At 69.3% G+C, this 12,301-nt stretch carries 11 protein-coding genes; 1 reads left to right on the top strand and 10 read right to left on the bottom strand.

Annotated features, from left to right (window positions below; all coding sequences use genetic code 11):
- Positions 1 to 31 precede the first annotated feature (31 nt).
- The gene (locus KXC43_RS29100; protein WP_221379366.1) at positions 32 to 970 is read left to right on the top strand and encodes a dTDP-glucose 4,6-dehydratase; all 939 of its coding nucleotides are present in this window, start codon (positions 32 to 34) and stop codon (positions 968 to 970) included.
- Between the two features lie 496 nt (positions 971 to 1,466).
- Here the strand turns inward: KXC43_RS29100 and KXC43_RS29105 are convergent, their stop codons facing one another.
- From KXC43_RS29105 to KXC43_RS29150, 10 genes are all read right to left on the bottom strand, one after another.
- Positions 1,467 to 2,183: a TspO-related membrane protein gene (locus KXC43_RS29105; protein WP_221379367.1), complete on the bottom strand. Its 717-nt coding sequence runs from the start codon at positions 2,181 to 2,183 to the stop codon at positions 1,467 to 1,469.
- A gap of 33 nt (positions 2,184 to 2,216) precedes the next feature.
- The gene (prcA, locus tag KXC43_RS29110) at positions 2,217 to 3,086 is read right to left on the bottom strand and encodes a proteasome subunit alpha (protein ID WP_221379368.1); all 870 of its coding nucleotides are present in this window, start codon (positions 3,084 to 3,086) and stop codon (positions 2,217 to 2,219) included.
- A 54-nt stretch (positions 3,087 to 3,140) separates the two neighbouring features.
- On the bottom strand, positions 3,141 to 3,980 hold the full coding sequence (gene prcB / locus KXC43_RS29115) for a proteasome subunit beta (protein ID WP_221379369.1): 840 nt from the start codon (positions 3,978 to 3,980) through the stop codon (positions 3,141 to 3,143).
- Between the two features lie 230 nt (positions 3,981 to 4,210).
- Positions 4,211 to 4,426 carry a ubiquitin-like protein Pup gene (locus KXC43_RS29120; protein WP_221379370.1) on the bottom strand — a complete coding sequence of 72 codons (216 nt, stop codon included), beginning with the start codon at positions 4,424 to 4,426 and terminating at the stop codon, positions 4,211 to 4,213.
- Positions 4,427 to 4,505: 79 nt separating this feature from the next.
- A complete protein-coding gene (gene dop / locus KXC43_RS29125) occupies positions 4,506 to 6,023 on the bottom strand; it encodes a depupylase/deamidase Dop (protein ID WP_369076961.1) in 1,518 nt (505 codons plus the stop codon).
- Between the two features lie 47 nt (positions 6,024 to 6,070).
- Positions 6,071 to 7,294: an acyltransferase family protein gene (locus tag KXC43_RS29130; protein WP_221379371.1), complete on the bottom strand. Its 1,224-nt coding sequence runs from the start codon at positions 7,292 to 7,294 to the stop codon at positions 6,071 to 6,073.
- 70 nt (positions 7,295 to 7,364) lie between these two features.
- Positions 7,365 to 9,146: a proteasome ATPase gene (gene arc, locus KXC43_RS29135; protein WP_221379372.1), complete on the bottom strand. Its 1,782-nt coding sequence runs from the start codon at positions 9,144 to 9,146 to the stop codon at positions 7,365 to 7,367.
- Between the two features lie 381 nt (positions 9,147 to 9,527).
- The gene (locus tag KXC43_RS29140) at positions 9,528 to 10,118 is read right to left on the bottom strand and encodes a hypothetical protein (RefSeq protein WP_221379373.1); all 591 of its coding nucleotides are present in this window, start codon (positions 10,116 to 10,118) and stop codon (positions 9,528 to 9,530) included.
- 93 nt (positions 10,119 to 10,211) lie between these two features.
- Positions 10,212 to 11,189 carry a tRNA (adenine-N1)-methyltransferase gene (locus KXC43_RS29145; protein ID WP_221379374.1) on the bottom strand — a complete coding sequence of 326 codons (978 nt, stop codon included), beginning with the start codon at positions 11,187 to 11,189 and terminating at the stop codon, positions 10,212 to 10,214.
- Complete coding sequence (locus KXC43_RS29150) at positions 11,189 to 12,298, bottom strand: site-2 protease family protein (RefSeq protein WP_438870919.1); 1,110 nt, start codon at positions 12,296 to 12,298, stop codon at positions 11,189 to 11,191. The genes KXC43_RS29145 and KXC43_RS29150 overlap by 1 nt, the downstream gene beginning before the upstream one ends.
- Positions 12,299 to 12,301 lie beyond the last annotated feature (3 nt).

Here is a 12,301-nt window from a genome sequence, read left to right on the forward strand (position 1 = left end):
CAGTCACCCGACGCCGGTAGAGTCGTTACGGATGAACGTTCTGGTCACCGGCGGCGCCGGCTTCATCGGTTCGCACTTCGTGCGGGCGATGCTGGCCGGCGGCCTGCCGGGCCTCGAGGACGCGCGGGTCACCGTCCTCGACAAGCTGGCGCACGTCGGAAACTTCGCCAACCTCGGCGCGGTGGCCCACGACAAGCGGCTCGACTTCGTCCCCGGCGACGTGGCCGACGCCGCCCTGGCCGAGGTCGTAGTCCGCCGCCACGACGCGATCGTCCACTTCGCCGCCGAGCACGACGTGAAGTCGAACGTCCTGGGCACTGAGGTCCTGCTGGAAGCCGCTCGCCGCCACGACGCAGACCGTTTTGTACACATATCAACCGATGCGGTGTACGGCTCGATCCCGACCGGCGCCTGGTCCGAGCGCGCACCGCTGTCGCCGACCTCCCCCGGCGCTGCCACCAAGGCCGCCGCCGACCTGCTGGTCCTGGCCGCCCACCGCACCCACGGCCTCCCGGCCACGATCGTCAGACCCAGTTCCACGTACGGCAGCCATCAGCACCCCGAGAAGCTGCTCCCGCGCCTGCTGACAACCCTGCTCACGGGCGGAACGCCCACCCTCCGAGGCGACGGCACCCACACCCGCGACTGGCTGCACGTCTACGACCTGATCCGCGCCGTGGCCCTGGTCCTGACCGACGGCCGCCCCGGCGAGGCCTACAACGTGGGCGGCAGCGTGGAACTGGCCCACAAGGACCTGGCCGCCCTGCTGCGGGAAGAACTGGACGCGCCCGCGACCCCCATCGAGTACGTCCCTGACGTTCCCGGCCACGACGCCCGCCGAGCCATGGACGACGACAAGATCCGCCAGAACCTGGGCTGGCGCCCCCGGGTCGAGTTCACCTCCGGCCTCAACAGCACAGTCCGCTGGTACCGGGACAACCCCGACGCGTGGCGCCCCCTGCTGCAGTAGGACCCCGCAGGCACAACGACATGTATCAACATTGACGATGTGTACATATTGATACACACAATCAACATGTACACCCGTGGTGGCTACAGGCCGCGAGAACCACTGAGCCGGCCCGCCTCGACCTGACGCACCACAACACGCAGCAGCGACGCTCCAAGGCTGCCGCAGCGGCCACAATCCGGGACTGCTGAACCAGCTACCGCGCCCTGACCCACCACAACACGCAGCAGCGACACTCGAACGCGGCTAACGGCGGCCGCAATCCCGGAAACCGCCGCACCAGCTACCCCCGCCCTGACGCACCACAAAACACGCAGCTGCGACACTCAACGCGGCTAATGGCCGGCCACGGTCGCGATGGCTGCCGAGCCGGTTACCCCCGATCTGACGCACCACGACATGCAGCCACGACGCTCAAACGCGGCCGGCTGCGGTCGCGATAGCCGCTCAGCCGGCTACCCCCGATCTGACGCACCACGACATGCAGCCACGACGCTCAAGCGCGGCCGGCTGCGGTCGCGATAGCCGCTGAGCCGGCAGCCGCGGCCCAGCGCACTGCCGCAGGGCGGCTGCGCGTCAGCGCGGTTGTGGCCAGGCCCCACGCGGACGCCAGAGCCAGCGGCAGCGCGCCCCGGCGCGAACGCGCCACTCCCCCGGCAACCGCGGCCGAGGCGAGCAGGACAGCTGCCGTCGAGGCCGCGACCAGGCGGGAATCGCTCTTGTTCACACCGGCGGCCACCGCGCCCGCCGCCAAGTTGACCGTGCTGGCGAGGGCCGTCCAGCCGAGCAGCAAGCCGGTGCTCGCGGGCGTCACCGTGGCCGGCGCCGACGTCGAGCCGACGCGCTGCGCACGGCCGTAGGCCGCGGCGGTGAAGGCGGTAGCGACCGGCAGCAACAGCGGCGTGAGGCCGAACCGGTCCGTCTGCGCGGCCAGCGACCACGCCGCGTTGGCCGCGTAGGCGCCGGCCAGCGGCCAACCCGTCCGGCGGCTCATCGGATCGCGTCGGCCGCCGGGCAGGCACTGGGCCACCGTCGAGGCTGCGCAGCCGGCGAAGATCGGGGCCCACACCGCGAACGCGTAGCCGGGCGGAGTGATCACCGTGTCGTAGCGCTGGGTCTGCTCACCCCGGCCGAGAAGCGCCCCCAGGCACGGCACGGCCACGAAAGCAGCGCAGGAAGAAGCGAGTGCGACGGTACGAACGGTGTCAGTCATGCCCCCGGTGTACCCACCGGGGGCATGTCCACGTCAGGAACCGTCGCCGTTGACGCCGTCGGCCGGCGCGGCCGGGTCGGTCGGCTCGGCCTCTGGCTTGTCGGCCGCGTCCTCCTCGGCGGCAGCCGACACCGTGGGCTTGTCGGCGGCCGGAGGCGGCGGCGGAGCGGCATCCACCCCGCCCAGGTCCTTGTCGAGCACGTCCTTCAAGCCCTCGAGCAGCTGGATCAGCGCCGGCCCCTGGATGCGCCGGAACGCCCGGCCCTTACGCCGCCGGTCGAGCACCGCGACCTCGAGCTGCTTCTGGTCGAGCTTGCGCGTCTGACCGTTCTCGCCGCCCACACTGCCCAGCGCCTGCGCCGCGAGTGCCAGCGCCGCCGGCAGCTCGGCCGTCGCGTCGTGCCGCTCGCGCAGCACGTTCGAGATCGCCTCGGCCTGGCCGCCCATCGCCATGAACCCCGGCTCGTCCATGACCGAGCCGTCGTACGTGATGCGGTAGAGCTCGTCGGTCTCGGGCGACGAGCCCACCTGGGCGATGCAGATCTCCACCTCGTACGGCTTCTGCGTCTCCGTGAAGATCGCGCCCAGCGTCTGGGTGTACGCGTTGGCCAGGAACCGCCCGGTCACGTCCCGCCGGTCGTAGCTGTAGCCGTTCACATCGGCCATCCGGATGCCGGCCCGGCGCAGGCTCTCGAACTCGTTGTACCGGCCGACCGCGGCGAACCCGATCTTGTCGTAGATCTCGCTGATCTTGCGCAGCGTCGTGATGTTCTCGGCGACCAGCAGGATGCCGCCCTCATACGTCAGCACCACGGCGGAACGGCCGCGGGCGATGCCCTTACGGGCGTACTCCGAACGGTCGCGCTGGACCTGCTCGGGTGATGCATAGAACTGCATGGCCACGGGTGGCTACTCCCTCTCGTCCCTGGTGAATTCGGCTGCTACCAACAACCGGACTCAGCCGCCCGGATTCTCCATGCGCCCGGCCACGACCTGCTCGGCCACCGCGGTGATCTCGGCCTCGGTCAGACGGTGCGTGCCGTTCGCCGTCGCCGACATCACCACCGGGAAGATCTTGCGGGTCAGGTCGGGACCGCCGGTCGCGGTGTCGTCGTCGGCCGCGTCGTAGAGCGCCTCGACCGCCAGCCGCACCGCGTCATCGGTGCTCAGACCCGCCCGGTACTTCTTCTTCAGAGCCGACTTCGCGAACAACGAGCCCGAACCGATCGCGTCGTAGCCGGTCTCCTCGTAGAGCCCGCCCGCCACGTCGAAGCTGAAGATGCGCCCCACCTTGGCCGGGTCGGCCGGCGACAGGTCGTAGCCCGCGAACAGCGGCACCACGGCCAGGCCCTGCATCGCCGCGCCCAGGTTGCCCCGCACCATGCCGGCCAGCCGGTTCGCCTTGCCGTCGGTCGAGAGCATCGTGCCCTCGATCTTCTCGTAGTGCTCCAGCTCGACCTGGAACAGCCGCATCAGCTCGATGCCGATACCCGCCGTCCCGGCGATGCCGATCAGCGAGTACGAGTCGGCCGGATGCACCTTCTCGATGTCCCGGCTGGCAATGAGGTTGCCCATCGTCGCGCGCCGGTCGCCACCCATCACGACACCCTCAGCGGTGGCGATCGCGACGATCGTCGTCGCGTGGGGTGCGATATCGGCGGAAAGCCCCGGCGGCAGCGGCCGCCGGCCCGGTAGAAGTTCCGGGGACGCATGGTTCAGGAACTGCGTGAAGGAGGACGTCCCCGCGTTGGTGAAGTAATCCGGCATGCGCCCGGATGGATCAAAGTCCTTTGCCACGTGGTTCCTTTCAGTTCCGTGATTGCTCCGGCATCCCCAGAGCTGCCGGTGCAGTTGACGAACCTTATCCCGCGGCACGGGGGCGAGGCGATGATCGTGGTCGACGTGTTGGGCTTGACAGCGACGGCCGTCAGGCCTACGAGCACCTGACGGCCGCACAAGATCCCCGCGGCTCACCGCGGCGTCTTTTTCGCTCTGGGCTTAGCCGGCCCAGAAACGGACAACTAGGTCTATTCTCCGCCTTTTTGGACGTAGCCCCTGACGAATTCCTCGGCGTTCTCTTCGAGGACCGAGTCAATTTCGTCGAGCAGGTCGTCGACGTCTTCGGTGATCTCGGCGTGCCGTTCCGCTACCTCTGGGTTGGCCTCGACGGTGGCGTCCTGGACTTCCTCGTCCTGCCGGCCCTTGCCCGACTGCGACTGCCCGCCGGTGTCCCGAGTTGCCATCGGTGTCCCCCTTCTCAGCCACCCGAAGCCTGTGACATCGGGTTGGGAAAAACCTACCTCGTGGTTGTGACAAAACCACTCAGCGACTGGTGATCACTTCGAGGAGATCCTTCGCGCTCTCGCACTTGTCGAACAGCGCGCCCACGTGCTTCTTCGTCCCGCGCTCGGGCTCCATCATCGGCACCCGGACGAGCGACTCGCGCCCGACGTCGAAGATGACCGAGTCCCAGCTGGCCGCGACCACTTCGGACGCGTACTGGGCCAGGCACCGGCCGCGGAAGTAGGCCCGCGTGTCCTCCGGCGGCTCGGACATGGCCCGCTGCACGTCGTCCGGCTCGAGCAGCGTCTTCATCGAGCCGCGCGCGACCAGCCGGTGGTAGAGGCCCTTCTCGGGGCGGACGTCGGCGTACTGCAGGTCGACCAGCTGAAGTTTGGGCGAGGACCAGCCGAGGTTCTCGCGCTCGCGGTAGCCCTCGAGCAGCCGCAGCTTGGCCACCCAGTCGAGGGTGTCCGCGCATTCCATCGGGTCGCGGCCGAGCCGGTCGAGGATGTCCTCCCAGCGGTCGAGCACGTCCTTCGTCTGCTCGTCGGTGTCGTCGCCTTCCCGCTGGTCGACGAACTCGCGGGCCCGCTCGTAGTAGGCCCACTGCAGGTCGAGCGCCGTGAGCTTGCGGCCGTCGCGCAGCCGGATCAGGTGCTGCAGCGACGGGTCGTGGCTGACCGCTTTGAGCTCGCTGACCGGGTCGGCGATGCCGAGGTCGCCGCTGAACACCTTCTCCTCGATCATGTTGAGCACCAGCGAGGTGGTGCCCATCTTGAGGTAGGTGGCGATCTCGGACAGGTTGGCGTCGCCGATGATGACGTGCAGGCGCCGGTATTTGTCGGCGTCGGAGTGCGGCTCGTCGCGGGTGTTGATGATCGGCCGCTTGAGCGTCGTCTCGAGGCCGACCTCGACCTCGAAGAAGTCGGCGCGGGAGCTCATCTGGAAGCCGGAGCCGGAGCCGTCCTGGCCGAGGCCGACGCGGCCGACGCCGGTGAAGATCTGCCGGGTGACGAAGAACGGCGTGAGGTGGGCGACGATGTCGGCGAACGGGGTCTGGCGCCGCATCAGGTAGTTCTCGTGGGAGCCGTACGAGGCGCCCTTGTTGTCGGTGTTGTTCTTGTAGAGCTGGATGCGATGGGTGCCCGGGATGGTGGCGGCGCGGCGGGAGGCCTCGGCCATCACGCGCTCGCCGGCCTTGTCCCACTTGACGATGTCGAGCGGGTTGGTGCACTCGGGCGTGCTGTATTCGGGGTGTGCGTGGTCGACGTAGAGGCGGGCGCCGTTGGTCAGTATCACGTTGGCCAGGCCGAGGTCTTCGTCGGCGAGGGCGTCGGCCGGGTCGTAGGCGGCGCCGGAGTAGGTGAAGCCGCGCGCGTCGCGCAGCGGCGACTCTTCCTCGTAGTCCCAGCGGGCGCGTCCGTTGCGGTTGAGCTCGGGGCGTGCCCCGTAGGCGTTGACCACCTGCGACGACGTGACCATCGGGTTGGCGCCGGGCTGCCCGGGGACGCTGATGCCGTACTCGACCTCGGTGCCCATAATTCGTCGAACGCTCATGCGACCATCCCGCCCGCCACGTTGCCCCTGTTGCTCATGTATTGAGCCTAGACGCTCTCACGCGTGTTATCGCCCCGCCCGGTGCGCGGCGCGGCACGCTGGGTGGGGGCGCAGAGAGCAGGGTCGATCTTCGAGATCAGGCGGCGTCCGAGCGCCTGGCCCGGCTGTTCCACCATGCGGTAGGAGATCGCCGCCAGCAGAAGCATGACGATCACGTACGCCACCCCGGACGCGGCCCTGATCGGCAGCGCCTGCGTCCCGAGATCCGGGACGACGCGCGGGATCATGAACAGCACCATGACGTGCAGCAGGTACAGCGAGTAGCTGATCCGGCCGAGCCCGGTGAGCACCTGCGGCATCGCGCGTTTGCGAAAAACGTACGCCAAAAGGAATGTCGCGATGACGGCGAGCGTCGTGGTGAAGCCCTGATCGGCGACGAGTGCACATGCGACGACGGCGAGCGCCGCGACGGCCGGGACCCGCCCGGTCTGCCCGTGCTGCCACCGATAGACGACCGTCCCGGCGAACATGACGGCGAGCAGCAGCAGCCCCTGCCCCGACGAGGTGACCGTGCTGGCCGGGCTCGGGTGCCCGTTGAGGGCGGGCAGCAGCACGAACCCGATGCCGATCGCCCCCGCCGCCGAGCCGCGGAACTGCAAGATCAAGGTCAATCCGACCAGCAGCACCAGGACGGCGGCCAGCAGGCGCCGATCGGACCAGGAGTTCCCGAGAAGCGCGTCCGGCAGGTACGGCCCGGCCAGCCCCGCGACGAGGCCCAGCGCAGCCGCGTACCAGGCGCTGTGGCGGTGCGCCCGCCACGCGAACAGCCCTGCCACCACGAGGTAGAACACCATCTCGTAGGAGAGCGTCCAGAACACCCGCACGACGCCGCGCACCCCGACCAGGTCGGGCATCATCGTGAGGTGCGCGAGCACGCCGGCGCCGGTCTCGGCCCGCAGCGATGCCTGCCAGTGCAGCAGCCCGGCCGAGGCGAGCAGCGCGAACAGGCCGATCGTGACCAGGTAGGCCGGGTAGACGCGGCAGAGCCGCCCGATCCAGAACCGCCGCAGCGACCCGTGGCGCTCCAGCGACATCGGGATCACGTATCCGCTGACCACGAAGAACAGCAGAACCGCGTACTTGCCCAGGTTGATCTGCCGCATGACCGCCAGGTGCGCGTCGTCGCCGATCACCTGCGGGCTGAGGTGGAACAGCACGACGGTGATCGCGGCCAGGCCCCGAAGAGCATCGAGCCAGTCGAGGCGTCTCATGCGCAGTGCAACGAAAGCGCGGGCCGGGGGAAACCCCCGGCCCGCGCTGACAACCGTCTCTTACAGAGCCTTACAGGTACTGACCGGTGTTGCTGGCCGTCTCGATGGAGCGGCCGGCCTCGGCGCCCTTGCCGCCGGAGACGAGCGTGCGGATGTAGACGATCCGCTCGCCCTTCTTGCCGGAGATGCGGGCCCAGTCGTCGGGGTTGGTGGTGTTGGGGAGGTCTTCGTTCTCGCGGAACTCGTCGACACAGCTGTCGAGCAGGTGCTGCAGGCGCAGCCCCTTCTTGCCGGAGGTGAGGAACTCCTTGATGGCCATCTTCTTGCCGCGGTCGACGATGTTCTGGATCATCGCGCCGGAGTTGAAGTCCTTGAAGTACAGGACCTCTTTGTCACCGTTGGCGTAGGTGACCTCGAGGAAGCGGTTCTCCTCGGTCTCCGTGTACATCCGGAGCACGACTGCCTCGATCATGGCGGCGACCGTCATGTCACGGTCGTTGCCGTGCTCGTTCAGGTCGTCGGTGCTCAGCGGCAGGTCGGACAGGATGTACTTGCCGAAGATGTCCTTCGCCGCCTCGGCATCCGGACGCTCGATCTTGATCTTCACGTCGAGACGGCCGGGGCGCAGGATGGCCGGGTCGATCATGTCTTCCCGGTTGGAGGCGCCGATCACGATGACGTTCTCGAGGCCCTCGACGCCGTCGATCTCGCTGAGGAGCTGGGGAACGATCGTGTTCTCGACGTCGCTGGAGACACCGGAGCCACGGGTGCGGAAGATCGAGTCCATCTCGTCGAAGAACACGATCACCGGGGTGCCCTCGCCGGCCTTCTCGCGAGCCCGCTGGAAGACCAGGCGGATGTGCCGCTCGGTCTCACCCACGTACTTGTTGAGCAGCTCAGGACCCTTGATGTTGAGGAAGTAGCTGGTGTGCTTCTCCTCGCCGCGGCGCTCGGCGATCTTCTTCGCCAGCGAGTTGGCGACCGCCTTGGCGATCAGGGTCTTGCCACAGCCGGGCGGGCCGTAGAGCAGGATGCCCTTGGGCGGGCGCAGCTGGTGCTCCCGGAACAGGTCGGCGTGCAGGAACGGCAGCTCGACCGCGTCCCGGATCTGCTCGATCTGCGAGTGCAGGCCGCCGATGTCGGTGTAGTCGACGTCGGGAACCTCCTCGAGGACGAGCTCCTCGACCTCGCTCTTGGGGATGCGCTCGTAGGCGTAGGCCGACCGTGGCTCGATCATCAGCGAATCGCCGGCGCGCAGCTTGCTGATCTCGAGCGAGTCGGCCAGGAGGACGATGCGTTCCTCGTCGGCGTGCGAGACGACCAGTGCCCGGTCGCCACGCTGGCCGTCGGGGCCCGCGAGGACCTCCTTGAGCGTCACCACCTCGCCGCTGCGTTCGAAGCCGAACGCGTCGACGACGTTGAGCGCGTCGTTGAGCAGCACCTCCTGCCCGCGCTGGAGCTCCTCGACCTCGAGGGACGGGGAGACCGCCACGCGGAGCTTGCGACCGCCGGTGAAGACATCGACGGTGCCGTCCTCGTGTGCCGTGAGGAATACGCCGTAACCGCTGGGCGGCTGGGCGAGCCGGTCAATCTCTTCCTTGAGAGTGACGATCTGAGCTCGGGCTTCCTTGAGGGTCGCCACGAGCCTGTCGTTGTTCTCGGTCAGTCGGGCCAGCTGCGCCTGCGTTGCCGCGAGCCGTTCCTCGAGCTGCCGGACGTGTCGTGGGCTTTCGGTCAACTTCCGCCGAACAAGGGCGAGTTCCTCCTGAAGGAACGCGACCTGGCTGGAGAGATCGTTGGCCTCTTTTTCCCAACGTGCGGCGCGGTTGTCCGCCTCGTCGCTGCGTGCCACGTCCCACCTCCCCGGGGGCTCGAACGTCTTGGGATAACACTAGCCGCTGCGGACCGGATTTCGACCCATGCAACACCCTCGTCACCGAGTCTTGATCCATTCGGCCGGTGTGCGCAAGGAGTTTGTCGGTGCATTCCGGTACGGTTGGGCGGGTTCCGCTCCGGGACGGACACGTTGTCCGCGCCCACCGCGGCCGCCGGCCGGCAGATCGCGGCCGATCAGGGGCTTTACCGCCGTGACGAGGCCCCGACGCCCCACCGCAAGACCCTTGCGCGGCCGGGCCGGAGCCGTTTCGCGGGAAGGCGATGTTCGTCTCAGCCACGTCGATGCGGATCGGCGGAGCGCCGAAAAAAGTCACCTGCGCGAAATGTGTGTCGCGCCCTACAGGGTCGGCCGGCCCACCAACGAGGCCACGACGCGCGAGAACTCCTCCAGCCGGGCGATCTGTCCGGGTCCGCCGTCGTCGAGGGTCTTGCCGAAGCGCAGCGCGTCGTGGCGGATGGTCGCCCGCGACTCCCCCTCGTCCATGCCGGGCGGCGGAACGGCGTCGTCGACGGAGCTCAGCAGCAGGTAGACGTCGATGCTGTCGACCCGCGCCTGGCCGTTCGAGGTGCGGGTCAGCCGCCGCCGGCAGCCCACCTCGGTGACGGTGGACAGCGGCACCACCCGCAACGACGAGGTCATCGAGCCGACCGGGCCGTCGCCGGGCGCCACATCCTCACCGTGCCAGAGCACGAGGCGACTGCCGTCGCAGATGACGACCTCCTGCCAGACGCCGTTGACCTCGTTGACGAAGCGCTCGAGCGTGAAGCACAGCACCGAGGCCCCGCGGAGCACGCCGAACAGGGCGTCCAGCGCCACCTCGGGATCGCGCAGGTAGGCCCGGGCGGCGGAGTCCAGATCCTGGTAGGGCGACCAGTCGGGGAAGACTGCCGGCATCTCGTTGCTGCCGCCGAACGGCGGAGAACTCATCGCGCCCACCCGATCCTCCCCGAGCCGTGCCACTGCCGAACTGGAAGCTACCCGAACGTTGAGCGCCGCGTCACATCCACGAGCCAGGAGGCGTCATTCGATCGGTGAGCGGTCGTCCGGCGCGTCCTCGGCGGGCTCCACGGCGGGCTCCGCGGCGGCGGCCAGCGCGGCCTGGGCGGCCCGCTTGAGGGCGTACGCCTCGGCGCCCTTGCTGGGCTTGCGGCGGCGCGGCGGCGCGGTGACGCCGGGCGCGAGCTTGCGCGCCGAGACCAGGAACGCCGTGTGCGCGATCATGCGGTGGTCGGGCCGGACGGCCAGGCCCTCGGCGTGCCAGTCGCGGACCAGCGATTCCCAGGCCCGCGGCTCGGTCCAGCCGCCGCGTTCGCGCAGCGCCTCGACCAGCTCGGACAGCTGCGGCGTGGTGGCCACGTAGCCGATGAACACGCCGCCCGGCACGAGCGCCTTCTCGACCATGTCGAGCGCCTCCCACGGGGTCAGCATGTCGAGGACGATCCGGTCGAAACCGGTCTCGGGGTTGCTCGCGACGTCGCCGGAGTGCAGGTGCCAGGCCGGGTGCGGGCCGCCGAAGAACGATTCGACATTTTTGCGGGCGATCGCCGCGAAGTCGTCCCTCAGCTCGTACGAGTGCAATTCCCCGCTCGTGCCGACCGCCCGCAGCAGGGAGCAGCTCAGCGCGCCCGAGCCGACACCGGCCTCGAGCACCTTGGCGCCGGGGAAGATGTCGCCCATCGCGACGATCTGCGCCGCGTCCTTGGGGTAGATGACCTGGGCGCCGCGGGGCATCGAGAGCACGTAGTCGCTGAGCAGGGGGCGCAGCGCGAGATAGGCCGTGCTGCCGGTGGAGGTGACGACGCTGCCGTCCGGCAGGCCGATCAGGGCGTCGTGCTCGAGCGCGCCGCGGTGGGTGTGGAACGACTTGCCCGGTTCGAGCACGATGGTGTGCATCCGACCCTTGGGGTCGGTGAGCTGGACGCGGTCACCCACCCGGAAAGGCCCGCGATGGGCGGGCTGCGACTCGTCGACGACGGCGGTGACTGGCGAAATGGTCACTACTTCTCTTTCTGCTTCACGGGCGGGCCGGCGCGGCGGGGTTCCAGCACCTGGGCGACGTCACCCACCCGCAGAACCCCCACCACATCCTCGCCCGAGGTGACGACGTACTGCGCGGCCGGGTGGGCCTGCAACGCGCGGACGACCTGTTCGCCGCTGAGTCCCAGCGGCAGCGCGGGCACGGCGTCACGCGAACGGGAGACGCTGTCGACCGCCACCCACGGGCGCCGGTCGACCGGGACGCGCTCGGCGGCGACCGGATCGACCAGTGCCGTGAGATTACCGGCCGAGTCCGACACGGCGAGCACCACGTTCGGTCTCGGGTCTTCCGAGCGGCGGCGCTGGGCCTCGCCGAGCGGGGTGCCGGCCGGCACGGTGAGCAGCGGACGGGCCAGCAGGCCGAGGTCGACCAGCGGGAATCGGCGGGTCATCCGGGCCAGCCGGATCGACTGGCCGGCCCCCTGCCACAGGGTGAACACGACCAGCAGCACGAACAACAGCCCGAGCAGGGTGATCGTGCCGAGGCGGTAGAACCAGAACGCGGTCATGCCGGTGCCGAACGCGATCAGGCGGCCCGCCCAGCCGGCCGCCTCGGTGGCGCGGTTGCGGTCCTTGAGCATCGCCCACAGGCCGGCGCGAAGGGCCCGGCCACCGTCGAGCGGCAGGCCCGGCAGCACGTTGAACAGGGCCACCAGGATGTTGCTGGCGGCCAGCTGGAACGCGATCTGGCCGGCCATCGTCCGGTCGGGAAGCACGAGGAACGCGGCCGTGGCGATCCCGCCCAGGAACAGGCTGACGGCCGGGCCGGCCAGGCTGACCAGCGCGTCGACCCGCGGGGTGGGCGCGTCGCGGTCCATCTCGGTCCAGCCGCCGAGCAGTTCCAGGGTGATTCCGCGTACGCCGATCCGGAAGCGGCGGGCGGTGAGCGCGTGCCCCAGCTCGTGCAGCAGCACCGAGCCGAGCAGGCAGACCACGAAACCGAGGCCCACCAGGTACGCGACCGGGCCGGGCAGGTCGAGCCGGCCCCGTACGTAGTTGCCGTAGACGACCGTGACCAGCACCGCGAGCAGGATCATCGACCCGTTGACGAAGACCGGGATGCCGAGCACGCG

The organism is Paractinoplanes polyasparticus (assembly GCF_019710575.1).
GTDB classification, from domain to species: domain Bacteria; phylum Actinomycetota; class Actinomycetes; order Mycobacteriales; family Micromonosporaceae; genus Actinoplanes; species Actinoplanes polyasparticus.